Origin of the sequence: Streptomyces avidinii, from assembly GCF_014650695.1 — a bacterium.
Taxonomy (GTDB): Bacteria; Actinomycetota; Actinomycetes; order Streptomycetales; family Streptomycetaceae; genus Streptomyces; species Streptomyces avidinii.
On sequence record NZ_BMVL01000013.1, the window covers coordinates 75,261 to 100,888 of the forward strand.

At 72.6% G+C, this 25,628-nt stretch carries 26 protein-coding genes; 14 read left to right on the forward strand and 12 right to left on the reverse strand.

The features are described from left to right. Positions 1 to 253: 253 nt before the first annotated feature. From IE257_RS28705 to IE257_RS28715, 3 genes are read right to left on the reverse strand one after another with little or no spacing between them, the layout of a single operon-like run. Positions 254 to 1,033 carry a DUF3710 domain-containing protein gene (locus tag IE257_RS28705; protein ID WP_189972788.1) on the reverse strand — a complete coding sequence of 260 codons (780 nt, stop codon included), beginning with the start codon at positions 1,031 to 1,033 and terminating at the stop codon, positions 254 to 256. A 1-nt stretch (position 1,034) separates the two neighbouring features. Continuing rightward, on the reverse strand, positions 1,035 to 1,580 hold the full coding sequence (dut, locus tag IE257_RS28710) for a dUTP diphosphatase (protein WP_189972789.1): 546 nt from the start codon (positions 1,578 to 1,580) through the stop codon (positions 1,035 to 1,037). After that, positions 1,580 to 2,164 carry a PaaI family thioesterase gene (locus IE257_RS28715; RefSeq protein WP_189972790.1) on the reverse strand — a complete coding sequence of 195 codons (585 nt, stop codon included), beginning with the start codon at positions 2,162 to 2,164 and terminating at the stop codon, positions 1,580 to 1,582. Before IE257_RS28715 ends, dut begins: the two co-directional genes overlap by 1 nt. 58 nt (positions 2,165 to 2,222) lie before the next feature. Between IE257_RS28715 and IE257_RS28720 the strand changes: the two genes are divergently transcribed. Beyond that, entirely contained in the window at positions 2,223 to 2,687 is a 465-nt protein-coding gene (locus IE257_RS28720; protein ID WP_189972791.1) for a DUF3093 domain-containing protein, read from the forward strand. A gap of 51 nt (positions 2,688 to 2,738) precedes the next feature. Here IE257_RS28720 and IE257_RS28725 read toward each other — a convergent pair whose 3' ends face one another. The 4 genes from IE257_RS28725 to IE257_RS28740 all read right to left on the reverse strand — a co-directional run bounded on the left by IE257_RS28725 (position 2,739) and on the right by IE257_RS28740 (position 6,265). Continuing rightward, entirely contained in the window at positions 2,739 to 3,671 is a 933-nt protein-coding gene (locus IE257_RS28725) for a hypothetical protein (RefSeq protein ID WP_189972792.1), read from the reverse strand. 12 nt (positions 3,672 to 3,683) lie between these two features. After that, positions 3,684 to 3,980, reverse strand: coding sequence for a DUF4193 domain-containing protein (locus IE257_RS28730; RefSeq protein ID WP_030008769.1), 297 nt, complete (start codon positions 3,978 to 3,980; stop codon positions 3,684 to 3,686). Between the two features lie 381 nt (positions 3,981 to 4,361). Beyond that, on the reverse strand, positions 4,362 to 5,606 hold the full coding sequence (locus IE257_RS28735) for a sensor histidine kinase (RefSeq protein WP_030385669.1): 1,245 nt from the start codon (positions 5,604 to 5,606) through the stop codon (positions 4,362 to 4,364). Between the two features lie 5 nt (positions 5,607 to 5,611). Beyond that, a complete protein-coding gene (locus tag IE257_RS28740; protein ID WP_030008767.1) occupies positions 5,612 to 6,265 on the reverse strand; it encodes a response regulator transcription factor in 654 nt (217 codons plus the stop codon). Between the two features lie 246 nt (positions 6,266 to 6,511). On the opposite strand from IE257_RS28740, the gene IE257_RS28745 reads away from it, so the two are divergent. Then, complete coding sequence (locus IE257_RS28745; protein WP_030385668.1) at positions 6,512 to 6,691, forward strand: hypothetical protein; 180 nt, start codon at positions 6,512 to 6,514, stop codon at positions 6,689 to 6,691. A 167-nt stretch (positions 6,692 to 6,858) separates the two neighbouring features. Here IE257_RS28745 and IE257_RS28750 read toward each other — a convergent pair whose 3' ends face one another. Beyond that, positions 6,859 to 7,662: an inositol monophosphatase family protein gene (locus IE257_RS28750; RefSeq protein WP_372453096.1), complete on the reverse strand. Its 804-nt coding sequence runs from the start codon at positions 7,660 to 7,662 to the stop codon at positions 6,859 to 6,861. An 11-nt stretch (positions 7,663 to 7,673) separates the two neighbouring features. Continuing rightward, complete coding sequence (locus tag IE257_RS28755) at positions 7,674 to 8,828, reverse strand: ferrochelatase (protein WP_189972793.1); 1,155 nt, start codon at positions 8,826 to 8,828, stop codon at positions 7,674 to 7,676. Positions 8,829 to 9,002: 174 nt separating this feature from the next. Between IE257_RS28755 and IE257_RS28760 the strand changes: the two genes are divergently transcribed. Further along, entirely contained in the window at positions 9,003 to 10,259 is a 1,257-nt protein-coding gene (locus tag IE257_RS28760) for an MFS transporter (protein WP_189972794.1), read from the forward strand. Next, positions 10,207 to 11,538, forward strand: coding sequence for a D-arabinono-1,4-lactone oxidase (locus tag IE257_RS28765; RefSeq protein ID WP_189972795.1), 1,332 nt, complete (start codon positions 10,207 to 10,209; stop codon positions 11,536 to 11,538). Before IE257_RS28760 ends, IE257_RS28765 begins: the two co-directional genes overlap by 53 nt. A gap of 74 nt (positions 11,539 to 11,612) precedes the next feature. Here IE257_RS28765 and IE257_RS28770 read toward each other — a convergent pair whose 3' ends face one another. After that, complete coding sequence (locus tag IE257_RS28770) at positions 11,613 to 12,437, reverse strand: hypothetical protein (RefSeq protein WP_229920717.1); 825 nt, start codon at positions 12,435 to 12,437, stop codon at positions 11,613 to 11,615. A 489-nt stretch (positions 12,438 to 12,926) separates the two neighbouring features. Between IE257_RS28770 and sepH the strand changes: the two genes are divergently transcribed. Beyond that, positions 12,927 to 13,985: a septation protein SepH gene (sepH, locus tag IE257_RS28775; RefSeq protein WP_189972796.1), complete on the forward strand. Its 1,059-nt coding sequence runs from the start codon at positions 12,927 to 12,929 to the stop codon at positions 13,983 to 13,985. Positions 13,986 to 14,085: 100 nt separating this feature from the next. On the opposite strand, the gene IE257_RS28780 is transcribed toward sepH, so the two are convergent. Continuing rightward, the gene (locus IE257_RS28780) at positions 14,086 to 14,931 is read right to left on the reverse strand and encodes a sulfurtransferase (protein WP_189972797.1); all 846 of its coding nucleotides are present in this window, start codon (positions 14,929 to 14,931) and stop codon (positions 14,086 to 14,088) included. Between the two features lie 176 nt (positions 14,932 to 15,107). Here IE257_RS28780 and IE257_RS28785 point away from each other — a divergent pair, with 176 nt between their 5' ends. Continuing rightward, positions 15,108 to 15,893, forward strand: coding sequence for a VOC family protein (locus IE257_RS28785; protein WP_189972798.1), 786 nt, complete (start codon positions 15,108 to 15,110; stop codon positions 15,891 to 15,893). Between the two features lie 6 nt (positions 15,894 to 15,899). On the opposite strand, the gene IE257_RS28790 is transcribed toward IE257_RS28785, so the two are convergent. After that, positions 15,900 to 17,204: an MFS transporter gene (locus IE257_RS28790; RefSeq protein WP_372453095.1), complete on the reverse strand. Its 1,305-nt coding sequence runs from the start codon at positions 17,202 to 17,204 to the stop codon at positions 15,900 to 15,902. 189 nt (positions 17,205 to 17,393) lie between these two features. Here IE257_RS28790 and IE257_RS28795 point away from each other — a divergent pair, with 189 nt between their 5' ends. The 8 genes from IE257_RS28795 to IE257_RS28830 all read left to right on the forward strand — a co-directional run bounded on the left by IE257_RS28795 (position 17,394) and on the right by IE257_RS28830 (position 25,599). Beyond that, positions 17,394 to 18,425 carry an ABC transporter substrate-binding protein gene (locus tag IE257_RS28795; protein WP_189972799.1) on the forward strand — a complete coding sequence of 344 codons (1,032 nt, stop codon included), beginning with the start codon at positions 17,394 to 17,396 and terminating at the stop codon, positions 18,423 to 18,425. Further along, positions 18,415 to 19,539 carry a FecCD family ABC transporter permease gene (locus tag IE257_RS28800; RefSeq protein ID WP_189972800.1) on the forward strand — a complete coding sequence of 375 codons (1,125 nt, stop codon included), beginning with the start codon at positions 18,415 to 18,417 and terminating at the stop codon, positions 19,537 to 19,539. Before IE257_RS28795 ends, IE257_RS28800 begins: the two co-directional genes overlap by 11 nt. Continuing rightward, the gene (locus IE257_RS28805; RefSeq protein WP_189972801.1) at positions 19,536 to 20,396 is read left to right on the forward strand and encodes an ABC transporter ATP-binding protein; all 861 of its coding nucleotides are present in this window, start codon (positions 19,536 to 19,538) and stop codon (positions 20,394 to 20,396) included. Before IE257_RS28800 ends, IE257_RS28805 begins: the two co-directional genes overlap by 4 nt. Then, on the forward strand, positions 20,393 to 21,226 hold the full coding sequence (locus IE257_RS28810) for a Rossmann-like domain-containing protein (protein WP_189972802.1): 834 nt from the start codon (positions 20,393 to 20,395) through the stop codon (positions 21,224 to 21,226). Before IE257_RS28805 ends, IE257_RS28810 begins: the two co-directional genes overlap by 4 nt. Then, on the forward strand, positions 21,223 to 22,251 hold the full coding sequence (locus tag IE257_RS28815) for a GHMP family kinase ATP-binding protein (protein ID WP_189972803.1): 1,029 nt from the start codon (positions 21,223 to 21,225) through the stop codon (positions 22,249 to 22,251). The genes IE257_RS28810 and IE257_RS28815 overlap by 4 nt, the downstream gene beginning before the upstream one ends. Further along, complete coding sequence (locus IE257_RS28820; protein ID WP_189972804.1) at positions 22,172 to 23,179, forward strand: pyridoxal-phosphate dependent enzyme; 1,008 nt, start codon at positions 22,172 to 22,174, stop codon at positions 23,177 to 23,179. The genes IE257_RS28815 and IE257_RS28820 overlap by 80 nt, the downstream gene beginning before the upstream one ends. A gap of 150 nt (positions 23,180 to 23,329) precedes the next feature. After that, entirely contained in the window at positions 23,330 to 24,139 is an 810-nt protein-coding gene (gene uppS / locus IE257_RS28825; protein ID WP_189972805.1) for a polyprenyl diphosphate synthase, read from the forward strand. Continuing rightward, positions 24,136 to 25,599 (forward strand): oxygenase MpaB family protein, encoded by a 1,464-nt coding sequence (locus tag IE257_RS28830; RefSeq protein ID WP_229920719.1) that lies wholly within the window; start codon positions 24,136 to 24,138, stop codon positions 25,597 to 25,599. The genes uppS and IE257_RS28830 overlap by 4 nt, the downstream gene beginning before the upstream one ends. The last annotated feature ends 29 nt before the right edge of the window (positions 25,600 to 25,628 follow it).

A 25,628-nucleotide genomic window follows, 5' to 3' on the forward strand; every position in this document is an offset into this window, starting at 1 on the left:
CGATCCCTGACGGATCCCTGACGCGGCGCGTACAGCGGCGCGCGTACCAGGGGCGGGGGCGGGGCAGTGGGTGGGGGCAGGGGGCGGACACAGGCTGGACACGGGGCGGGCACGGGCGGGGACAGCGAGCGGGCACGGGCCGGGACAGCGAGCGGGCACGAGCGCGAAAAGCAGGTGGGCCCCACCCCGAAGGAGTAGGGCCCACCGGCCGAAACGCATGACGGTCCCCCCTGTGCGCGGGGGCCGTCCGAGGTCAGCGGACCTCGGTGATCTCCGGGCCGCGTTCGAGCTGCCCCATGCCGCCGCCGAAGCGGGAGCCCTCCTGGTCGTCCGTCTGCACGCCGTCCGGCACCATTTGGGCGTCGTTGGGCAGCTTCAGGACGATCGGGTCGCGGGGAGCCATCGGGCCGTCGCCGCGGACGACGACGGTGTCCCGGAAGATCTGCTCCAGCACACCCGCCGATTCGGGACGCACCGCGCCCTGGCCGGAGATGACACCGCGCAGGAACCAGCGAGGGCCGTCGACGCCCACGAAGCGGACCAGCTGGGCGCCGGTCTGCCCGTCGGGGAGCGGTACGGGCACCTGTGCGCGCAGCTCCCAGCCCAGCGAACCCTGGGCCTCGTCGATGATGCCGCCCTGCTGGGTGATACCCGTGGCGATCTCCTCGCGGACCTCGCCCCAGATGCCCTCCTTCTTGGGCGCGGCGAAGGCCTGCAGCTGCACGGCACTGTCGCCCAGGACCACGGTCGCGGCCACGATCGCGTCACCGGCGACCTCGACGCGCAGCTCCATGCCCTCGACACCGGGTACGAGGATGCCGCCCAGGTCGACCCGGCCGTCGGCCGGGTTCCCGAGTACCTCGGAGACGTCCCAGGGGCCGTCGGGCCGCGGGGCCGGCGGCAGGTTCACCCGGCGCGGCTGGGCATCGCTGTCCTGCCCGCCCGCCTCGTCCTGCTCGGCGACGCCGTCTACGACCTGCTCGGCCGCGCCGCCGTCATGGGCGGAGTCGTTCTTCTTGCGACGTCCGAACACGTCACTGTCCTTCCCGGTCGGTTACGACCGAAGCGTAGCCATTCCCACCCTGCTGACCAGCCCCGGATCCGGCCACGGCCGCATGACCGCCGGTGGAGCCGAAACCCCCCTCGGCCCGGGCCGAGCCGGGAAGTTCCGCCACCTCGTGGAAGCGCACCTTCTCGACCCGCTGGACAACCAGCTGGGCAATGCGGTCGAAACGCTCGAACCGGACGCTCTCGCGAGGGTCGAGATTGACCACGATCACCTTGATCTCCCCACGGTACCCGGCATCCACCGTCCCCGGGGCATTCACGAGCGCGAGCCCGCAGCGGGCGGCCAGGCCCGACCGCGGGTGCACGAAGGCCGCGTACCCGTCGGGCAGGGCGATCGAGACTCCGGTGGGCAGGACGGCGCGCTCGCCGGGCTCCAGCTCGGCGGCCTCGGTGGTGACGAGGTCGCAGCCGGCGTCGCCGGGGTGCCCGTACGCCGGAATCGGCACCTCCGGGTCGACGCGTCGGATCAGTACGTCGACCGGTCGGCGGGAGTCGTGGTTGGTCTGGGACATCAGGGGTTCACCTCAAAGGCGCGTGCGCGCCTGACCTGGTCCGGGTCGGCCATCGCCGCCCGGATCTCCTCGGGCCGTCCGTTGTCGATGAAGTGGTCGACCTTCACCTCGATGAAGAGGGCGTCGGCGCGCACGGCGACCGGGCCCTGCGGTCCACCTATCCGGCCGACGGCCGTGCAGTAGATCTTCCGTCCGGCGACGGCGGTGACCTCGGCCTCCAGGTACAGCACGGTGTCCACCGGCACCGGCCGCACGAAGTCGGTCTCCAGCCGTCCCGTCACCGCGATGACGCGCAGCAGCCAGTTCAGGGAACCGAGCGTCTCGTCGAGCGCGGTGGCGAGCACCCCGCCGTGGGCGAGACCGGGTGCGCCCTGGTGCGCGGGCTTGACGGTGAACTCCGCGGTGACGCGTACGCCCTCGCCCGCCCGGGCCTCCAGGTGCAGTCCGTGGGGCTGGCCCCCGCCGCAGCCGAAGCAGTGCTCGTAGTGCGCACCGAGGAGCTCGCCGGGTGCGGGCGCGTCGGGGTGCCGGACCGGTGCGGCGGCATCGTCCGGGGGCGTCAACACTGTGTTTCGTCCACTCACAGCCGCAGACCTTACCCGCGCGGCTACCCACCGGTCGCCTCGTGGCAGGCTTGGCCGTATGCAGCTCTCCACCGCGCACCACGACGAACGCCTGACCGCTCCCCGCGCCTGGTGGGGCATCGCCGTACTGATCGGCCTGGCCTGCGCGCTGATGCTGCTGCCGCTGGGCACGATGCCGCTGCTCGCCGGTCTGGTCGGGGGCACCGCGCTGGCCGGCCTGGCGGTGAGTTCGTACGGCTCCGCGCGCGTGCGCGTGGTGGGAGGTGCGCTGGCGGCCGGGAACGCGCGGATCCCGGTGACGGCCCTGGGCGAGCCCGAGATCCTGGACGCGGAGGAGTCGCGCGCCTGGCGCACGTACAAGGCGGACGCCCGGGCCTTCATGCTGATGCGCAGCTACGTGCCGACCGCGGTCCGGATCGAGATCACCGACCCGGCCGACCCGACCCCGTACGTCTACGTCTCCACCCGCGAGCCGCAGGCTCTGGTCGCGGCGCTGCTCGCGGCCCGGACCCCGGCGGCCTGACCGCTCGGCCCCGCCGTCCTCCGCCGGGGCGATCCGCCCCGGCGGAGGACCTCAGCCGTGCCCGGAGGGATCCGGGGCCTCCAGTGCGGCCCTGGTTGCCTCGGGAAGGGGCTGTACGGGGTGCTCCAGGGGCGGCAGGGACCGCAGGGCCTCCCAGCCCACGGCCCGGCGGCGCAGGTCACCACGGACCTTCTCGGCGAGTTTGCGGGTGTCCCGCCGGTTCATGACCGCGCCGACGGCGGCGCCCACCATGAACGGCATGAGGTTGGGCAGGTTGCGGAACATCCGCTTCATGATCTGCTGGCGCAGTTCGCGCTTCACCTGCCCGCCGAGCGCCGCGTTCAGCGTGGTCGGCTTGGTCAGGTCGACCCCGCGCTCCTCCGTCCAGGCGGTCAGGTAGGCGAAGCTGCGTTCCTTGAGGTTGCCGTGCGGCCGCTGGCCGTAGACCTCGTGGAGCTCGGCGATGAGCTTCAGCTCGATGGCCGCGACCGCGGTGATCTCGGCCGCCAGCTCCGCCGGCATCGCGGGCGGCACCGGCAGCATGGCCGCCGCGCCGACGCCCGCACCCACGGTCGAGGTGGCGTTGGCGGCGCCCGAGATCAGCTTCTCGGCGAGCTGATCGGGGCCGAGGCCCGGGAACTGGGCGCGCAGTGTCGCGAGGTCCCGAACCGGAACGCGCGGAGCGTTCTCGATGATCCTGTCGGTGAGGTACAGGGCGGCGCCCCTGACGGTTTCGCCGCCCTTGCGTACACCGTTCCGGACGGCTTGCATCCGACGCGCCCCGAAACCACGCCGGGACCCCTCGTCGGCATCGGTGGCCGACGGCACCGCCGGGGCGGTGTCGGAGGGCACGGCTATCGCCGCACTGGCGGAGCCGCCGGGAGCTCCCGGACCCGTTTCCGGATCCATGGGTGCCACCTGCGTCTCCGCCGATTCACCAGCCTTTCGGAAGCGACCCTTCCGAAAGGGTGTGGAGCCAGCCACGGCCGACGCCTCTCAGTCGCAGTCGCGACAGATCGGCTGACCGTTCTTCTCACGTGCCAGCTGGCTGCGGTGGTGCACCAGGAAGCAGCTCATGCAGGTGAACTCATCGGCCTGCTTGGGCAGGACCCGGACGGCCAGCTCCTCATTGGAGAGGTCCGCACCGGGAAGCTCCATGCTTTCGACAGAGTCGAATTCGTCCATGTCCGCGGACGAGGTCGACTTCTCGTTGCGCCGAGCCTTCAGTTCTTCGATGCTGTCGTTGTCGACGTCATCGTCGGTCTTGCGCGGGGTGTCGTAGTCCGTTGCCATTGTTCGCTCTCCCCCTCTGGGTGTTAGCGGTGTCTCAGCGCACGTAACGCACGAGAGGCCGGACTTGTGCCCGACCTGAGGCGGAGATTTTGCCTCACATCAAGGTCTGTTACTCAATCGACACCCAGCCGCCCGCCTGAAGGGCGATTGGCTGGGATGACGAGCGGGACCGTACACGGTCCGGGTGCCGTCATGCACAAACGCCACCCCGTGTATTTCCCGCCATCCGAGGGGCCGGAAACCCGGACTTCCCGGGCGTTCCGGCCGCGCGTGGGTCACTGAACGCACATGGGCCGACACCGGCCACTGTGATCGATCACACAGCGCCGGTTGCTTTCACAGGACAAGCATTCAGCCAAAAGCGAACACGTGACAGCGTCCTCACAAGGGAAGAGTGACACGCATCACGAGGCCACCGCCTTCCCGCGGCATCGCCTGGATCCTGCCGCCGTGTGCGCGCGCCACGGAGCGCGCGATCGACAGACCCAGCCCGACACCCTTGTCGCTGCCCGTGCGCTCCGTACGCAGCCGCCTGAAGGGCTCGAAGAGGTTGTCCACCTCGTACGCGGGAACAACGGGACCCGTGTTCGATACCAGGAGGACCGCCTGATCGTGCTGGGCCTCGGTGACGACCTCGACCCAGCCGTCCTCCGGCACGTTGTACCGGACGGCGTTCTGGACCAGGTTGAGGGCGATCCGCTCCAGCAGCACCCCGTTGCCCTGTACGACGGCCGGCGCACGCTCACCGCGGATCTCCACGCCCTTCGCCTCGGCCTCACCGCGCACCTGGTCGACGGCGCGCGAGGCGACCTCCGCCAGGTCCACGGGTTTGCGCTCGACGATCTGGTTCTCGCTGCGGGCCAGCAGCAGCAGGCCCTCGACCAGCTGCTCGCTGCGCTCGTTGGTGGCCAGCAGGGTCTTGCCGAGCTGCTGGAGCTCGACGGGCGCCCCGGGATCGGAGAGGTGGACCTCCAGCAGCGTCCGGTTGATCGCGAGCGGTGTCCGCAGCTCGTGCGAGGCATTCGCGACGAACCTCTGCTGAGCCGTGAAGGCCCGCTCCAGCCGGTCGAGCATCTCGTCGAAGGTGTCGGCGAGCTCCTTGAGCTCGTCGTCCGGCCCGTCCAGCTCGATCCGCCGGGTCAGGTCGGAGCCGACCACCCGGCGCGCGGTCCGGGTGATCTTGCCGAGCGGCGAGAGCACCCGGCCGGCCATTGCGTAGCCGAAGGCGAAGGCGATGATGCTCAGGCCCAGCAGGGCCATGAGCGACCGGCTCAGCAGGTCGTCGAGGGCGTGCCGGCGCTGTTCGAGGACGCACTGGTTGACCGCCGCGTTGAACTGCTCCGGCTCCAGCGGGCCGCCCATCACGCCCGAGCAGTTGGTGCTGGAGACCTTGACCTGGCCGCCGACGATCTGGAACGGCAGCGCGTTGCCCTGCCGCAGCGCCTGCGCCGCCAGCAGATAGATGATCGACAGCAGCAGGATGCCCGCGATCAGGAACATCCCGCCGTACAGCAGGGTGAGGCGTATGCGGATGGTCGGCCGCAGCCACGGGAAGGGACCCTCGGGCTGGCCGGGGTCCCAGGTCGGTTTCGGTGGTGCGACCGGTGGCGCCGGGGTGACGGGCACGCGCTTCAAATCCGGTATCCGGAACCGGGCACGGTGACGATGACCGGCGGCTCGCCCAGCTTGCGGCGCAGGGTCATCACGGTCACCCGCACGACGTTGGTGAAGGGGTCGGTGTTCTCGTCCCAGGCCTTCTCCAGCAGCTGCTCGGCCGAGACGACGGTGCCCTCGCTGCGCATGAGGACCTCCAGCACCGCGAACTCCTTCGGGGCCAGCTGGACCTCCTTGCCCTCACGGAACACCTCGCGCCGGTTCGGGTCCAGCTTGATCCCGGCCCGCTCCAGTACGGGCGGCAGCGCGACCGTGGTGCGCCGGCCGAGCGCCCGTACGCGGGCGGTCAGCTCGGTGAAGGCGAAGGGCTTGGGCAGGTAGTCGTCCGCGCCGAGCTCCAGGCCCTCCACCCGGTCGCTCACGTCGCCGGAGGCGGTCAGCATCAGCACGCGGGTGGGCATGCCGAGCTCGACGATCTTCCGGCACACGTCGTCACCGTGCACGAGCGGGAGGTCCCGGTCGAGCACGACCACATCGTAGTCGTTGACCCCGACCCGCTCCAGGGCGGCGGCGCCGTCGTACACGACGTCCACGGCCATGGCCTCCCGGCGCAGGCCGGTGGCCACCGCATCGGCGAGCAGCTGCTCGTCCTCGACGACGAGTACGCGCACGTCGTTTCCTTCCTCCGAGCCCAGAAGGGCACACGTGTATTGCGTCGCCCATCCTGCCCGTTTCGGCCGTAAACCGGCTGTAAGGCGGTCCGTGCACGGGGCCGGCGGGGCGGAAGTGAGGATTCCTTGGCCTTGCGAGGTTTCTGGGCCCAGGGTGCAGGGGAGGACGAGATCACACCCCATCCACTCCCTGACGGCGGACAGCCACGTGCCGCCGCCGACCCACGAAGAGGGGGCGAACCCACCATGGACGCATTCACCGCGGGTCTCCTGCAGCGCATCAGGACCACGCAGTCGGACCTCAGGCACGCCCGCGAGACGGGCGACGACTTCCTCGCGGAAGTGGAACAGGCGGAGCTGGAGGATCTCCAGCGCCTGGCCGCCGAACACGGTGTCCCGGTCTCCGCCGCCGTGCCCGCCTGCTGATCCCCCGATCTGCCGGACCTGCTGTTCCCGCACGGCACTGCACGACTTCTGCACGACTTCTGCACGGCTTCTGCCGCTGCAGAACCTGCACGTCCGCACGAACTCTGCACGACCTCTGCACGACGTGAACCCCGGACGCCCGAGCGGGCGTCCGGGGTTCCGTGCTTTCAGTCGTGCCAGGCCCCGAACTCCTCCAGCAGCGGCTGCAGCGAGGCGAAGACGGCCGGTGTGGCGGCCAGGGTCAACTCGCCCGAGGCCGGCTCACCCGGACGGCCCCCCGTCAGGGCCCCGGCCTCCCGGGCGATCAGGTCACCGGCCGCCAGGTCCCACGGATTGAGGCCCCGCTCGTAGTACCCGTCCAGCCGCCCGGCCGCCACGTCGCACAGGTCCAGCGCCGCCGACCCGCCCCGCCGGATGTCCCGTACCAGCGGGATGATCCGCGCCGCGACCTCGGCCTGGTGGGCCCGTCGGGTCTGCACGTAGGCGAAGCCGGTCCCGAGCAGCGCCTGGTCCAGCGGCGCCGCCGACCGGCAGGCGAGGCGCGTCGTGCCCAGCCATGCCCCGCCACCCAGCACCGCGTGGTAGGTCTCGCCGCGCATCGGCGCCGCCACGACGCCCACCACGGTCTCGCCCCCGTACTCCGCCGCGATGGACACGCCCCAGCTCGGAAGTCCGTAGAGGTAGTTCACGGTGCCGTCCAGCGGGTCGACGACCCAGCGCACCCCGCTCGTCCCCGGGGTGTCAGCACCCTCCTCGCCCAGCAGCCCGTCCTCGGGCCGCCGTTCGGCGAGGATGCCGGTGATCAGCTTCTCCGCCGCGATGTCCATCTCGGTCACCACGTCGATGGGGCTGCTCTTCGTCGCCGCCACGGCCAGATCGGCCGGGCGGCCGTCGCGCAGCAGAGCCCCGGCCTGCCGGGCGGCCTCCAGGCCCACGTCCAGCAGTTCGGCCTTCAGCTCGTCAGAGATCACGGTCCCACTTCCTACGCGTACGGACTGTCCACGCCCGCGGCCGCCGGCCGGGGGCCCCGCGCCGGGCAGCAGCCCACCGCGCACAGGTCATGACTTCGGCCGAGCGTGCCCACCCAGCACTCCGCGACCGGCTCCCCTCGTTCCTTGGCGGCCCGCTCCAGCACCAGCTCCCGCACCGCTCCGGCGAAGCGCGGGTCGGCGCCGACGGTCGCGGAACGCCGGACGGGCAGGCCCAGCTCGGCCGCCTTCGCGGTGGCCTCGGTGTCCAGGTCGTAGAGGACTTCCATGTGGTCGGAGACGAAGCCGATGGGGACCATGACGACGCCGGGCGCACCGGCGGCGTGCAGGGCCTCCAGGTAGTCGCAGATGTCCGGCTCCAGCCACGGGATGTGCGGGGCGCCGCTGCGGGACTGGTAGACGAGTTCCCATGAGTGCGCGACCCCGGTCCGCGCCGCGACCTCGTCCGCGATCACCCGGGCCACGTCGAGGTGCTGCTTGACGTACGCCCCGCCCTCGCCGCCCTCGGTGTGGTCCTCCACGGGGCCGGAGGTGTCGGCGGCGGCGGTCGGGATCGAGTGGGTGGTGAAGGCGAGGTGCGCGCCGGAGCGCACCTCCTCGGGAAGCGCGGCGAGCGAGGCCACCACTCCGTCGATCATGGGCTCCACGAAGCCGGGGTGGTTGAAGTAGTGGCGCAGCTTGTCGACCCGCGGCAACTCCACGCCCTCCTCGGCCAGGGTGGACAGCGCGTCGGCGAGGTTCTCGCGGTACTGGCGGCAGCCCGAGTACGAGGCGTACGCGCTGGTCGCGAGCACCGCGATGCGGCGGCGTCCGTCAGCGGCCATCTCCCGCATCACGTCGGTCAGGTACGGGGCCCAGTTCCGGTTGCCCCAGTAGACCGGCAGGTCCAGCCCGTGCCCGGCGAAATCCTTGCGCAGCGCGTCCAGCAACTCGCGGTTCTGCCCGTTGATCGGGCTGACCCCGCCGAACCCGAAGTAGTGCTGCCCGACCTCCTTGAGCCGCTCGCGCGGGATGCCGCGCCCGCGGGTGACGTTCTCCAGGAAGGGCACGACGTCGTCGGGTCCCTCGGGGCCGCCGAAGGAGAGCAGCAGGAGGGCGTCGTAAGGGGCGGCGGAGCCGCCGTCGGGGGCACGGAGCTGGTCTGACATGCCTCGAATCCTGCCACCCGCCGTCCGCGACCGGGCAACGGACCCGGCCCGTCCCACGCTTCGGACAACAGGTAAGGTCACCCTAACTTCCTGTCGGTATTTTCCCCATGCGGGCGCCTTGTCGGCAGACGTAACCTGTCTGAGCCAATCCCGTCCCTTACGGAGGGCACCACCTTGCCCAGTCCCTACCGCGCGATATTCGCGACCCCCGGCACCAAGGGGTTCACAGCCGCCGGCCTCCTGGGCCGGATGCCGCTGTCCATGGTGGGCATCGGTGTCCTCACGATGATCACCGAGCTGGGCGGCAGCTACGCCCTCGCCGGCGGCATCACCGCCACCATCGCCCTGTCCGCCGCCGCCGTGGGCCCCCAGGTGTCCCGGCTCGTCGATCAGTACGGGCAACGGCGGGTGCTGCGCCCGGCCACCCTGATCGCGGCCGCCGCGGTGACCGGCCTGCTGGTTGCCTCGGCGGGCGGCTGGCCGAGCTGGACCCTCTTCGTCTTCGCCGTCGTCGCCGGGTGCGTGCCCAGCGTCGGGTCGATGGTCCGGGCCCGCTGGACGGCCCTGTTCCGCGACACCCCGCAGCTGCACACGGCCTACTCCTTCGAGTCGATCGTCGACGAGCTCTGCTTCATCGTCGGCCCGCCGCTGGCCGCGACCCTGTCGGCCGGCTGGTTCCCCGAGGCCGGTCCGGTGGTCGCCCTCGTCTGCCTGGTGACGGGCGTGTGGTGGCTGACGGCACTGACCGCCACCGAGCCCGAGCCGCATCCGCACCAGGAGCACACGGACCGGTCCTCGGCGCTGCGCTCCCCCGGCCTCCAGGTCCTGGTGGCGACCTTCGTCGCGACCGGCGCGATCTTCGGCTCGGTGGACGTGGCCACCCTGGCCTTCGCCGAGGAGCACGGCAGTAAGCCCCTCGGCGGGGTGTTCCTGGCGATCTGGGCGTTCGGATCCTGCCTCGCGGGCATCGTCTTCGGCCTCATGCACTTCAAGGGCAGGGCCGAACCTCGCTGGGTACTGGGCATCAGCGCGATGGCCGTGAGTATGATCCCCCTCCTACTGGCCGGGAACTTGCCGTTTCTGGCCGTGGCGCTCTTCGTCTCGGGCCTCGCCATCGCTCCCACGATGATCACCACGATGGCCCTGATCGAGGCGCACGTGCCACACGCGAAGCTGACCGAGGGCATGACCTGGATCAGCACCGGCCTCGCGGTCGGAATCGCGCTCGGGTCCTCCGTGACCGGCTGGGTCGTCGACGCAGCCGGTGCGCAGACCGGGTACGTCGTCTCCGTATCGGCGGGAGTGGCCGCGGCGGCGGTTGCGTTCGCGGGATACCGCCGGCTGACCAGGCCGGCGCAAGGGGAGGAGCCAGCAACCGATGGGGACGGCGACAGCAGGGAAGAGCAGCGGGGAACGGACCGCGTGGCATAACTGGGCGGGCAACATCACCGCCACACCGGCCCGAGTGGTGACCCCGGCCTCGGTCGGGGAACTCCAGGAGGCGGTCCGCCGGGCCGCCGAGGACGGGCTGCGGGTGAAGGCGGTCGGCACGGGCCACTCCTTCACCGCGGCCGCCGCCACCGACGGGGTGCTCGTACGCCCGCAGGCCCTGGCCGGGATCCGGTCGATCGACCGGGCCGCCGGGACCGTCACGGTGGCGGCGGGCACGGTCCTCAAGGACCTCAACGTGGCCCTGGCCCGGGAGGGCCTGTCGCTCACCAACATGGGCGACATCATGGAGCAGACGGTCTCCGGCGCCACCAGCACCGGCACGCACGGAACCGGCCGCGACTCGGCCTCCATCGCCGCCCAGATCCGGGGCCTGGAACTGGTCACCGCCGACGGCCGGCTGCTGACCTGCTCCGAGAAGGAGGAACCCGAGGTCTTCGCGGCGGCCCGGCTCGGCATCGGCGCGCTCGGCATCGTCACCGCGATCACCTTCGCCGTGGAGCCGATCTTCTTCCTGACCGCCCGGGAGGAGCCGATGGGGTTCGACCGGGTGACGGCCGAGTTCGAGGAGCACTTCGCGGAGAACGAGCACTTCGAGTTCTACTGGTTCCCGCACACGGGCAACTGCAACACCAAGCGGAACAACCGCAGCCAGGGCCCGGCCGCCCCGCCCGGACCGGTCAGCGCCTGGATCGAGGACGAGCTGCTCTCCAACGGCCTCTTCCAGGCCGTCAACTCGCTGGGCCGCGCGGTCCCGGCCACCATCCCCTCCATCGCCCGCGTGGCCAGCCGCGCCCTGTCGGCACGCACCTACACGGACATCCCGTACAAGGTGTTCACCAGCCCGCGCCGGGTGCGGTTCGTGGAGATGGAGTACGCACTCCCGCGCGGGCAGGTCGTCGAGGCACTGCGGGAGCTGCGCGCGATGGTCGACCGCTCGGGGCTGCGGATCAGCTTCCCCGTGGAGGTGCGGACGGCTCCGGCGGACGACATCACGCTGTCGACGGCGTCCGGCCGCGACACGGCGTACATCGCGGTGCACATGTACAAGGGCACCCCGTACCAGGGCTACTTCACGGCCGCCGAGCGCATCTTCACCGCGCACGGCGGCCGCCCGCACTGGGGCAAGGTGCACACGCGGGACGCGCAGTACTTCGCCGAGGCCTACCCGCGGTTCGGTGAGTTCACCGCGCTGCGCGACCGGCTCGACCCCGACCGGGTCTTCGGCAACGACTACCTGCGGCGGGTCCTGGGCGACTGACCGGTCCCGGCCCCGCACGGCAGCTCAGCACTGCTCGACACCGCTCACGACCGCCTGCGGCCGCCTGCGACTGCTCACGACTGCGGAGCGCTCTGCCGCGCCGCCGGTGTCGACGCGTCCGGACCGGGCGCGGGGGCCGACGGCGTGGGGCTCGGGGAGGAGGTCGGGGTCTGCTTCGACGGGGAGGGACCGGGCGTCGGCTCCCCGGAGGCCCCGGCGTTCCCGGAGTTCCCCGGGTCGCCGGAGCCCGAGGGGCTCGGCCCGGGGCTCGGGCTGTGGTCGCCCCGAGGGTGCGAGGGGCTCGGCGAGGTCCCGGGCCCGGGGCTCCGCCCGCCCTTCCCGTCGGCCCCCGGCTCGTCCCGGGGCGGGGCGGGGCGGTCCTCGCTCGCCCTGCGGGTACCGCCGGAGAAGAGGGTGCCGCCGCCGCTGCTGACCGAGGTGCCGGCCATCGCCTCGTAGGTGCCGAGGCCGCCGATGGCGATGGCGAAGGCCGCGCCGGAGGCGACCGCGGTGCGCTTCCAGCCCCGTACCCGGGTGCCGTGCACGGTGGCCGCGCCGAACTCCTCCGTGGGGGCGACGGCGCCCCGCTCCGCTGCCTCGTCCGCGGTCCGCGGCTCCTCGCGGGGCTGCGGTACCCGACGGGCCCCGGTCCGGGTGCTCTCCCGCAGCTGGTCGCCGGTGCGCCGGAAGAAGTGCTGGATGACGGGTCCGCCCGCGGTGGCGACGACGCTGACCACACCGGCCCCGAGGATGGTCCCGTAGACGCCCATCTTCGAGGCGAGCAGGGCCGCCGCGACGGTGGCGAGGGAGGAGCCGGCGACCTGGGCGGCGCTCAGGTCGAGCTTCTTCTTCTCCGGTTCGTCCTCGACGTCCCGCGTGGCCTTCTGACCCATCGCCATCCCCGGTGTGTCCCGCCTCTCGCGCTTCTCCTCTTCCAGGAGTTACCGACCCCTGAGCGAAGCAGATAGTTCCGTTTCTGGTGATTATGTGAAGCAAGACACCCGAAAACGGACCACGGGTGCAGGTCGGACCCGATCGAGGGCACGCCAACTCCCGCCGTCCGAGCAAAGTTCGGCGGCGCGGCGGTCCACCCAGGTGGCCCGAATGGAGTACTGTGGCGAGCCCTGGGGCCGTCCTTCCTTTCGGATGTCCGGACTCGGGAGAGGGGGCCGACTGATGGAACACGGCACTCAAAGACCGGTGATGCCGCGGTATTGCACGGACGCCTGCTGCGCACAGTAACCACTCGGTCACTGTGCGTACCCAACAGGTAACCGTGCCATAACGGCGATCAAGGGCGCATGCCCGACACGCCGGTTTAACTCGGCAAGGTTGTGGCAGGCTGCACCCGGGCAGGCCACACTCGACTAGCGGAAGCAGCGACGCACGTGACGTCGGCAGGCACCACCCGGGAGGTCCCCATGCCCGAACTGCGTGTCGTGGCCGTCTCAAATGACGGCACACGACTGGTGCTCAAGGCTGCGGACAGCACGGAGTACACGCTTCCGATCGACGAGCGGCTCCGGGCCGCCGTCCGCAACGATCGCGCGCGCCTGAACCAGATCGAGATCGAGGTGGAGAGCCACCTCCGCCCCCGCGACATCCAGGCCCGCATACGAGCCGGTGCCTCCGCGGAGGAGGTCGCTCAACTGGCCGGCATCCCCGTCGACCGCGTACGCCGCTTCGAGGGTCCGGTGCTCGCCGAGCGCGCGTTCATGGCCGAGCGTGCCCGCAAGACCCCCGTGCGCCGTCCCGGCGAGAACACCGGTCCGCAGCTCGGCGAGGCCGTGCAGGAGCGGCTGACCCTGCGCGGCGCCGAGAAGGAATCCGTCCAGTGGGACTCCTGGCGCCGCGACGACGGCACGTGGGAGGTCCTCCTCGTCTACCGGGTCGCGGGTGAACCGCACTCGGCGAGCTGGACCTACGACCCGCCGCGCCGGCTGGTCGTGGCCGTCGACGACGAGGCCCGTTCGCTGATCGGCGAGTCGGAGGACCTGCCGGCGACGCCGGAGCCGAGCTTCCCGTTCGTGCCGAGGATCGCGCGGCTGCCGCGCGACCGGCCGCTGGACCGCGCCCTGGACCGGCAGCTGGACCGGGCCGACAGCCGGCCGGCGCCCGCACCGGAACCGGAAGAGGAACGGGACACCCTGACCAGCCTGCTGGAAGCGGTCCCGAGCTTCCGCGGCGACATGGTCGTCCCGGAGCGCACCGAGGCACCGGACACCGAACCGGAGGCCGAGGAGCCGCCGGCCCCCGCCGCCTCGGCGGGCGCGGGCGCCGCGTACGCCGATGTCCTGATGCCCCGTACGGTGGCGGGTCACCGCGACCGGCTGACCGGCACCACCGACCGCCAGGCCGAGGCCGACGGGGTCCGCCCCGGGCGCCGTGCGGCCGTACCGAGCTGGGACGAGATCGTCTTCGGCACCCGCCGCAAGAAGCAGGAGTAGCGGCCCGCCGACACCCGGAGCGGCGGGCCGAAGGGTCCGGCGGGACCGGTGAGCGGGCCGGTTCGCGCCGGGGCCGGGCGGGCGCCCGGCCCCGTCCCGGCTACTGGGGGTCCGGACCCGTGGCCACCGGGCGGGCCGGGTCGGCGGACCATTCGGACCAGCTGCCCGCGTAGAGGTCCGACTCGATGCCGGCCACTTCCAGGGCCAGTACCTCGTGCGCTGCGGAGACCCCGGAGCCGCAGTACACCCCCACCGCCGCCCCCTCGGACGCGCCGAGCCCCTCGAACCTCGCGCGCAGGGTGTCCGCCGGCAGGAAGCGGCCGTCCGGGCCCACGTTCTCCGTGGTCGGGGCCGACAGTGCGCCGGGGATGTGGCCGCCGACCGGGTCGATGGGCTCGACCTCGCCGCGGTAGCGCTCGCCCGCCCGGGCGTCCAGGAGGACCCCGTCACGCGCGCGCAGGGCCGCCGCGTCCGCGTCCAGCAACCCGACCGCCCCCGGAGTTGGCTTGAAATCGCTCTCCGCAGGAGTCACCCGATCGGTCGTCACCACGCCACCGGCCGCCGTCCAGGCGGCCAGCCCGCCGTCCAGAACCCGCACGTTCGGGTGACCTGTCCAACGCAGCAACCACCACGCGCGGGCGGCCGCCCAGCCCAGACCGCCGTCGTACACAACGACCGGACCGTCCGCCGGGACGCCCGCCCGCCGCATCGCCTCGCCGAAGGCCTCCGGGTCCGGCAGCGGGTGCCGCCCGCCCGACCCGGGTGGACCTGCCAGTTCCCGATCGAGGTCGACGTACACCGCCCCGGGCAGGTGTCCTGCCTCGTAGGCGGGCCGCTGGTCGGGGCCGCCGAGCTGCCAGCGGACGTCCAGCAGCACCGGCGGGCGGAGGCCCGCCAGCTCGGTCCTCAGTTCGGCGGCGGAGAGGATCGCAGATTTCGCAGTCATGCCGGCCATCTTCCTCCCCGCCCCGCACACGCGTAACAAGCCCGTCATCGGCGGGCCGCATCGATCCGGTCAACTCCGTGCCGCGCCCCCTCGATGCGGCCCGGTCGGGGCGCGCCGAGTCCCCGGGAGTGGAAGCATCAGCACCGGTAAGCGCCACGACGGAGGAGACGGCTGACATGACCGAGGCAGCGGAACCAACCCGGCGCACGCCCGGTACCCCGTGCTGGGTGAGCCTCATGGTGCACGGCCTCGGGACCACCGAGGACTTCTACGCCGATCTGTTCGGCTGGGAGTACGAACCCGGTCCCGAGCAGCTCGGCCCGTACGTCCGCGCGGTGCTGGACGGCCACGAGGTGGCCGGGATCGGCGAGATGCCGCCGGACCGGCATCTGCCGGTGGCCTGGACGACGTACCTCGCCACGGACGACGCGGACGCGACCGCCGAATCGATCCGCGCCTGCGGCGGCACGGTGGCGGTGGGCCCGCTCGATGCCGGGATCGCGGGGCGGGTGGCGATCTGCTCCGACCCGCTGGGCGCCATCTTCGGCCTGTGGCAGGCGCAGAGCCGCATGGGCACCCGGCTGCACAGCGGACCGGGTACCCCGGTGTGGAACGAACTGGTCACCCAGGACACCTCGACGGTCGGGAAGTTCTACGAGCACGTCTTCGGCCACGAGGCGCAGACGCACGCCACCGCCTCCGACGACTTCGACTACCTGACCCTGCACCTGGAGGGCCGCCCGGTGGCCGCCGTGCACGGTGTCGGCCGCTCGCTGCCGCACGACCGGGGGCCGCACTGGATGGCGTACTTCGAGGTGGAGGACACCGACGTGGCCGCGGCCCGGGTCGTCGAGCTCGGCGGGCGCGTCGTCGATCCGCCCCACGAGGGTCCGCGCGGCCGGCAGGCCACGGTCGCGGACCCCGAGGGCGCGGTCTTCGCCATCGTGCCGGCCCGGCGCTGAGCCCGGTCAGTCCGCCCTCGGCCCGGGAGCCCGCCCGAAGTGGCGGGCGGTGGGCACGAGGGCGGCCGCGGCGGGTACGAGGAAGCAGGCTCCGGCGCACACGGCGAGGACCGGGGTGACGCCGAAGACGCCGATGGCCGGGGCCATCAGGGCGAGGCCCAGCGGGGCGAGGCCGTAGGACAGCAGGAAGTCCAGCGAGGAGACCCGGGCGAGCTTGTCCGGGGCGACCTCGCGCTGGGTGGCCGTGAACCAGGGCACGTTGAACAGCTCGATCCCGATGCCGGCGACGACGTAGGCGGCGATCACCACGGCCGGGTGCACGGGCAGCATCAGGCTCAGCGGCGCGAAGCCGTAGAGAGCCAGTCCGGCGAGGGCGCTCCAGCCTTCGGAACGGGGCCGCCTGCGGGCGGTGACCAGGGCGCCGCCGAGGGCGCCCACGGTGTAGGCGGTCATGGCGGCGGCCAGTACCCACTCGGTGCCGTAGCGGTCGCGGCTGACGAGGGGCAGGGCCACGCCGGTGGCGGAGTAGCCCAGCGCGATCACCGCGGTCAGGGCCCCGAGTCCGGCGAGGAACCACGGGTGGCGGCGGGCCTCGCGTATCCCGTCGACGAATTCGGCGCGCAGCGATGCGCGCGGGGCGGGGGCCGGGGCGACCGGTCCGGCCGGCGCGGGTGATGCTTCGGCGGGTCGCGGGGCGGCGGGTCGGCCCGGCAGAAGGGCGGCGACCAGCCAGAGGAGGCCGATCCCCAGCAGCAGCGTCCCGGCGTCGACGAACGCCGCGAGCAGCGCCGTCAGGGTGGGTCCCGCCAGCGTGGAGGTCCGTACCGCCATGGTCATCGCGGCGTTGGCCTGCTGCCTGCGGTCGGCGGCGACGGTCTCGGCGGTGAGCGCCTGGAAGGCGGGGCGGCAGGCTCCCTGCCCGGCGCCCGCGAGGGCGGCGGCCAGGGTCATCAGTATCAGCGAGCGGCCGAGTCCGAGGGCGAGCAGCGGGGCGGCGACCGCGGCGGCGAGGGCGGACCAGAGCACGACGGCGCGGCGTGAGTGACGGTCGGCCAGCACGCCGCCGACGGCGACGGCGGCGAGGAAGCCGGCCGTCCGGGCGGCGAGGACCAGCCCCAGGGCGGCCGCACCGAGTTCCCGGTGCAGGACCGCGAGGCCCAGGACGAAGGGCAGGGCCCAGGTCGCGAGCCCAGAGGCGGTGGTGCCGGCCCACAGGCGCAGGAACGCGGTGTCGCGCAGGACGGAACGCGCGGGCGGCGGACCGGTCTCGGCCGTCCCGGTCGTCGTGCCGTGCAGGGGTGTGGTCGCCACGGTGGGGTGCTCCTCGTTCGTCGGCAGGTAGCGGATCGCGGCTCGATGACCCCGACCCGGGGGTGTTAATGAAAACGATAACCATTACAGTAGCGTTTGAACGAGGCACTCCTGCCCGGTGCACGACCACACCCGCGCCCTTCCACGCACTTCCACGCCCTTCCACGCTCTTTCCAGACCGGAGAACCCATGCGCCACCGCGCCCGACCCGGCATTCCCCTCACGCTCGCCCTGGCCCTCGCGGCCGCGGGCTGCTCGACCGCCACCACCACCGAGGACCGCGCGTCCGCCGACAGGCCCTCGGCCGCGGCGGCCATCGACAGTTGCGGCCGGCAGCTCTCCTTCGACCGGCCCCCGCAACGCGCCGTCGCCCTGGACCAGACCTCGACGGAGACCCTGCTGGAACTGGGCCTCCAGGACCGGATGGCCGGCACGGCCAACCTCAAGACGAAGATCCCGGCGCGCTACCAGGAGGCCTACGCCAAGGTCCCGGTCATCGCCCCGAAGATCGCCACCGGCGAGCAACTGCGTTCTGCCGCGCCCGACTTCGTGGTGGCCGGTTCCGCCGACCTCTACACGAAGGACCGCGCCGGCACCCGGGAGGAGCTGGCGGCCGTGAAGGTCCCGGCCTTCGTCAGCGCGGTGGACTGCCCCCAGCAGAACGAGGCCGGAAAGTCGCCCTTCGAACTTCTCTTCTCCGACTACGAGCAGCTCGGCAAGGTCTTCGGCAGCGAGCAGCGGGCCGGCGCCCTCGCCCGCGAGCAGCGCGCCGTCGTCGCGAAGGCCGGCGAGAACGCCGGCAGGGCCGCCGCCCGGGACGGTGGGCAGCCCACCGTCGTCTACCTCTACTCGGTCTTCAACGGCATGCCGTACGTGGCGGGCGGGACCGGCCTGCCCGGCGAGATGAGCCGGATCGTCGGCGCGAAGAACGCCTTCGACGACGTGGCCGAGGACTGGCCGGAGGTCTCCTGGGAGGAAGTCGCCGCGCGCGACCCGGACTTCATCGTGATCGGCGATCTGAGCGAGCGCGGTCGGCCCGGAGACAGCGCCGCCGAGAAGCGCGCCGCGATGGCCGGGGACCCGGTGGTCTCCCGGCTGGCGGCGGTGCGCGAGAACAGGATCATCGAGGTGCCGGGCATCGAACTGGACCCCTCCGTACGCTCCGTGCACACCCTGGGGCTGCTGGCGGACGCGATGAAGGACCTCGGATATGTCCGCTGACCCGGGGACGGTGGACCTGCTGCTGCCGGCCGCCCGCGACGTCCGGGTGGACGGCGCCCCCTCGCGGCGGGTCCGGGCCGGGCGGGCCGGCGGGCCGGCCCGGACGGGGCTGTTCCTCGCCGGGGTGCTCGTACTCGCCGTCTCGGTGGCGGCCGGTACCCGGATCGGCGCCGCCGACGTGGGATGGACCGACCTCGGCCGGGTGCTCGGGGCCCGGCTGGGACTCGGCACCGAACCACTGCCGCCGCTGCTGGACTCGCTGGTCTGGGACCTGCGGCTGCCGCGGGTCCTGATGGCGGCGCTGGTCGGCGCGTCGCTCGCGGTGTGCGGCACCGTGCTGCAGGCCGTCACCCGCAACGCGCTGGCCGACCCGTACCTGCTCGGGGTGTCCTCCGGCGCCTCGGCCGGGGCCGTCATCGCGGCCGTCCTGCCGCTGGCCCTGGCCGGGCCGGGCGCCGGCGCGCTCGGGGTGACCGGCGGCGCGCTCGTCGGCGCCCTGCTCTCCTTCGGCCTGCTGCTGGCGCTGCTGCGCCGCACGGGCCTGGACTCGGTCCGCATCGCCTTGACCGGAGTGGTCGTCGGGCAGCTCTTCACCGCCCTGACCTCGCTGGTCCTGATGGCCTCCGCGGACGCCGACACCACGCGCGCGCTCACCCACTGGCTGCTGGGCTCGATGGCTCCGGCTCGCTGGGATGCCGTCGCCGTCTGCGCGCTCGTGACCCCGCTCGGGCTCGCGGCCGCCTGGCTGTGCGCGAACTCCCTCGACGGGCTCGCCTTCGGCGCGGACACCGCCGCCTCCCTGGGGATCGGCGTACGGCGCACCCGGATGCTGCTGCTGGTGGTGACGGCCGTGCTGACCTCGGTGGCGGTGGCCACCGTCGGCGCCATCGGGTTCGTCGGGCTGATCGTTCCGCACGGGGTGCGTCTCCTCGTCGGTCCGCTGCACCGGGTCCTGCTCCCGCACGCGGCGCTCGCGGGAGCGGTGTTCCTGGTGTGGACCGATGCCCTGGCACGGGTCGCCTTCGCGCCGCGCGAGATCCCGGTCGGCGTGATCACCGCACTGCTCGGCGTCCCCCTGTTCCTCGTCGTCCTGCGCAGGAAGGGGGAGCTGTGAGGATCACCGCCGAAGGGCTGAGCTGGTTGGCCTCGGGCACGCCCGTCGTCCGCGGGGTCGGCCTGGACATCGCGCCGGGCGAGACGGTCGGCCTGCTGGGCCCCAACGGCTCGGGCAAGTCCTCCCTGCTCCGCTGCCTGGCCGGGCTGCGCGTGCCCGACGCGGGCACGGTGCGCTACGACGGCCTGCCCGTACGGGACTGGAGTGCCCGGCGGATCGCCCGCCGGATCGCCTTCGTCGAGCAGGACTCCGGGCTCGACACCGACCTGCGCGTCGCCGACGTCGTGGGACTGGGCCGGACGCCCTTCCGCGACCGCCTGCACGGACCCGACGCCACCGACCGGGCGGTCGTGGCCGCCGCACTGGACCGTGTGGGCCTGACCGCGCTCGCCGGGCGCTCCTGGCGGGGGCTGTCGGGCGGCGAGCGGCAGCGCGCCCACATCGCCCGCGCGCTCGCCCAGCAACCGTACGGCCTGCTGCTCGACGAGCCCACCAACCACCTCGACGTGAGGCACCGGTTGGAGCTCATGGAGCTGCTCGCCGGCACCGGGCAGACCGTACTGGTCGCCCTGCACGACCTCACCCTGGCCGCCCGCTACTGCGACCGGCTGCTGCTCATGCACCACGGCCGCCTGATCGCCTCCGGGCCCCCCGCCGCCGTCCTCACGACCGAGCACCTCGCCGGGATCTTCGAGGTGGACGCCGAGCTGGCCACCGACGCCCTGGGGCGGCCCGCGGTCTGCTACCGGGGACCGCTGCGGCCCGCCGTACCGGCATCCGCAACCGCAACCCCGCCCGAACCCGCGCCTGCGCCCGCGCCCCGACCCGTATCGACACTCCGTGAAGGAACCTCATGACGACCCGGACCACCACCGCGCCCGCACCGACCGTCGACGCCCTCATCACGTCCGTACTGGCCGGTGAACACGGGCCGTTGCCCTCCGCACTCGTGGCGACCAGCGTGTTCTGGATCCACCACGGCACCCGCCTGGCGGGCGGCGACACCACCTATCTCAACCAGTACGTCCTGGTGCGCCTCGGCGGCTCCTTCGGCGGCTGCGCCTTCGAGCCCGGCGAGATCGACCCGGCGGTCTGCCGCGACGCCTCGGGCGCCCCGCTCGACGTCCTGCTGCGCGAGGCACCGCGCCCGCTGCGGATCGCCGCCCTCGACGCGTACCTGGCCGAGCAACACCCGCACCGCGACGCCGCGGCCGAACCGATCGCCCTCCCGGTCGGCACCCCCGAAGTGCGCGCCCGGGCCCGCGACGCGGCCATCACCGGGCTGCTGGACATCGGCGCGGGCGCCCGGGTCGGCCTCATCGGCGTGGTCGACCCGCTCGTAGCGGCCATCCGCGAGCGGGGCGGCGTACCGCTGCCGTGCGACTTCAACCTCAGGGCCACCCGGTGGGGCGATCCTGTGACCACCGACATGCACGAGGTGCTGGAGCGCGCCGACGCCGTCGTCGCCACCGGCATGACCCTCGGCAACGGCTCCTTCGACACCGTCCTCGACCGCTGCCGCACCCGGGGTATCCCGCTGGTCGTCTACGCACAGAGCGGCAGCGCGGTGGCCCGCGCCTTCCTCGGCTCCGGGGTGACCGCCCTGTCGGCGGAGCCCTTCCCCTTCTCCCAGTTCAGCGCCGACCCGACGACCCTCTACCGCTACCGGGCGGTGGCGCAGCCGTGATCGCACCCACCGCCCGCCGCGGGGTCGGGCAGGCCCCCTGCCACCACGGCGAGATCCTCCAGGGCGTCTTCCTCGACGCCGCCGGGCGCCGGTGCGCCGGTCTGGTCACCCTGCCGATGACCGGGATGGGCAGCCGGGCCGAGTTCACCCGGCGTCCCGGCACCGCGCCGGAGAGGATCGGTGTGCTGCCGGGCGACCGTACGAAGGCGGCGAGGGCCGCCGCCCTCGCCGTGGCGGAGTGCGCGCCGCGATGTCAGGAGGCTCCCTGCGGAGGCGAGTTGCGGATCGCCTCCGACATCCCGGTGGGCCTCGGCATGGGCAGCTCCACCAGCGATGTCATCGCCGTCGTACGCGCCGTCGCGGACTCCTACGGGGTGCGGCTGGCGCCCGGCACCGTCGCCCGGCTCGCGGTGAGCGCCGAACTGGCCTGCGACCCGCTGATGCTCGACGCCCGCCCGGTGCTCTTCGCCCAGCGCGAGGGGCGAGTGCTGGAGGTGCTCGGCCCCTGCCTGCCGCCCCTCGTCGTCGTGGGCTGCGCCCTGGGCGGGGGTGCGCCCGTGGACACCCTCTCGCTGCCGGTCCCGGCGCACGGCGCGAGCGACGTACGCGCCTTCGAGCGGCTGCGCACCCTGCTGCGGCGGGCCGTCGCCACGGGGGACGCGGCCCTGCTGGGCCGGGTCGCGAGCGCCAGCGCACGACGGGGCCAGCAGCTGTTGCGCCACCGGGAGTTCGACACGCTCACCGACATCGGCCGGCGGCTCGGGGCGGTGGGGGTCCAGATCGCACACAGCGGCGCGGTGGCCGGTCTGCTCCTCGACCCGGCGGCCAGGGGCCTGCGCCACCGGGTCCGCAGCTGCGTACGCGCCCTGGAGAGCAACGGCATCCACGCGACCCGCACCTTCACGACCTTTCCGACGCCCCTTCAGACGACCAGGGAGTTCCCGAGTGGACCAGCACATCGCGGAGGCCATCGGCCGACCGGACCTCATACGCCTCGACGACCGGCTCCTCTGCCTGCGCTTTGAGACCATGAAGGTCGTCTCCGCCCTGGCCGCGGTCCGCCACCTGCTCGACACCGGGGCGGTGCGGCGCGGCGACACCCTGCTGGACAGCTCCAGCGGGATCTACGCGTACGCCCTCGCGCTGGCCTGCCACCGCCACGGCATGCGCTGTCACATCGTGGGCTCGACGACCGTCGACCACACGCTGTGCACCCAACTCGCCGTGCTCGGGGCGACCCTGGAGCGGATGGAACCCTCCACCGACCTGAAGCTGGACCAGAAGCGGCGGGTCGAGCGCATCCACGAGATCCTCGCCGAGCATCCCGAGTACCACTGGATGCGGCAGTACCACGACGACATCCACTACCTGGGCTACCGCGCCGTGTCCGACCTGGTCCGGAAGTCGACGGGCGGGGACGGCCTCACCGTCGTCGGCGGGGTCGGGTCGGGCGCCTCCACCGGCGCCCTCGCCCGCTACCTGCGGGAGGACTCCCCCGACGTCGAACTGGTCGGTGTGCAGCCCTTCGGCAGCGTCACCTTCGGCGCCGAGCACGTCGCCGACCCCGAGATCATCATCGCCGGGATCGGCAGCTCCATCCCCTTCGGGAACGTCAGCCACGCGTCGTACGACACGCTCCACTGGATCTCCTTCGACGCCGCCCTGGCCGGCAGCGTCGACCTGCTCCGACGGCACGCGGTGTTCGCCGGCCTGTCCACCGGGGCCGGCTACCTCGCGGCCCGCTGGGAACGGTCCCGGGCGCGGGAACGCACGGTCCTCTTCATCGCCGCCGACACCGGCCACCGCTACGTGGACACCGTGTACGCCCGCCACCGCGAGGCGGTCGCCGTCGACTCCCTGTCCCCGCGCCCGGTCGCCGACCGTGCCGAACTCGCGCTCCCCTGGTCCCGGATGCGCTGGAACAGGGCCTCGGGCATCGAGCCTCGGGGGTGACCTTGGCTGATATACGGGTTCGGTCGCGGCCGGGACACGATCCCCCGTAGGCATGAACACCTGGGGAGTCACGTACGCCCGTAGTACGAGCCCGGCATTCTGCAGCTTGTCGACCGCCGAGCCGGGGATCGCGATGTGACAACGAGAGGGATGGCCGTGAAGGTTGAGCAGGCGCACGGCGGTTCGTCCTCGTCACCGGTCCCGTTCGGCCCCCGCCGCCCGGCGGGCGAGGGCCGCGACGGACGCGTGCCGCGGCATGTCGCCTGCGTGATGGACGGCAACGGCCGATGGGCGGCGCAGAGGTCGCTGCCACGCACGTCCGGTCACACCGCGGCCGAAGCGACGGTGATCGACGTCATCGAAGCGGCCCGGGCGGCCGGGGTGGAGTGGCTGAGCCTGTACGCCTTCTCCACCGAGAACTGGAGCCGCCCGAGCGGCGAGGTGGATTTCCTGATGCACCTGGTGCGCCGTGTGGTACGCAAGCACGCTCCGCTCCTGCATGCGCGCGGGATCCGCTGCAGGTTCCTGGGCGTTTCGGATGCCAGGATTCCGGCTCCGCTGGCCCAGGACTTCGCCGATCTGATGACGCTGACCGGTGCCAACCGCGGCATGACCCTGACGGTGGCGTTCGATCACGGCGGGCGCAGCGACATCGTCGAGGCGGCGCGCTCACTCATCCGCGCCGGGGTACCGGCCGAGGCCCTGGACGAGCAGGTCTTCGCCGCTCATCTCCCCTTCCCGGACACACCCGATGTCGACCTCGTCATCCGCACGTCCGGCGAGCAGCGCATCTCCAACTTCATGCTCTGGCAGGTCGCCTACGCGGAGTGGATGTTCCCGCCGGTGCTGTGGCCCGATTTCCGCGCGACGCACTTCGCCGAATGCGTACACACCTACCAGCAGCGCGACCGCCGTTTCGGCGGCGTCGCACCGCACGCGAACGGAGACCTTCGACCGTGACCTCCTTCAACCCCGGCGCACCGGGCGATGCTCACCACGACGGGGCCTCGGTGTTCGGGCCGGAGTCCGAGTTCCACCGGTTCGCGAACGACCCTCGCTGGGCACTGGCCCTCATCCGGGCGACGGTACTGGAGGCCGCTCACCCGCAGGTCGGCGCGGCACTGATCGACAACTCCACCTTCGTGACGCACCCGTGGCGACGGCTGCGGAACACCTTCCTGAGCCTGCAGCGCATGTTCGGCGCCGATGACCAGGTGCGGGAACGGGAAGCGGCGCGCTTGAACCGGCTCCATGCCCGGATCAACGGCGCCGACGCACACGAGCAGCCCTACGACGCGATGGATCCCGGGGTCCGGGCCTGGGTGGTGGCGACCTTGTTCGAAAGCGTCGTCACCATGTGCCGGCTCAGCGGCCAGCCCCTGGAACAGGCCACCATGGAGCGTCTGTACGCCGAGCACCAGGCCTTCCTGGCGCTGTTGGGAGACCGGTCCGGCCACCTGCCGCCGACCCTGCGGGAGTTCTGGCCCTACTTCGACCGGATGGTCGCGGAGGAGCTGGAGAACACCGAGGCGCTGCGCATCATCCTCTACAAGCTCTTCGACCACCTTCCCGCGCCCGCGGTACTGGGTGATCTGCCCACCCTCTGGGCAGCCGGCCGGACCCTCGCCGGCCCCGTCATCGGCGCCATCACCGTGGCCTCCCTCCCGGAGCCCTTGCGGCGCCGGGCCGGGCTGCCCGACATCCCCGGCGCCCGGACGCTGACGCAGAGTGCGTACCTGGCCATGGGCCTGGCACGCTTCCTGCCCGCCGGCTGGGTCCAGACGGATGAGCTGGTCGACCTGCTCTCCCTCACTCCCGACAGCGATGACCCCCGTGCGAGAACGCTCACCGCGGTCCGCGACGGCATCAAGCGGGCCGGCGCCCTGCTCAGGCTGATCACACCGCTTCCCCCGGAACCCGGCCCCGCCCCGTCGGCCGGGCCCGCGCGCAGCGCCGAGGAGTTCTTCCACGACGTGCTCGACCAGACCGGCGACGGCTACCTGGACTGGCCCGACCTCGCCGCAATGGCCCGGGAGCTGTCGGGCCGCCTCGACCTGGACGAGCCCAAGGAGACCCGGCTCTACAACGCCTTCGCCGACTGGTGGCGGGAGCTGCAGGCATCACTCGACGCCGACGGGGACGGCCGCATCAGCAAGGCCGAGTACGCAGCGGCCGTGCCCTCCCTCGCCGGGCCCGCACTGATCAAGGTCGCCGAGGTGCTCTTCGACGCCGCCGACTCCGACGGCAACCAGTCCATCGACGAACAGGAGTACCGAGCGCTGTTCCGCACCGGGTTCCGGCGCTCCATGACCGACACCGGAGCCACGTACTCCCGCAGCGCTTTCGTCAAGGACTTCGTGTCCTTCATGTCGGGCCGTCAGCGTTCCAGCGCCTACGACCCCCTGCTGGCGGAAGCCTGAGGAACCCACAGACGGCGCCACCATGGGCG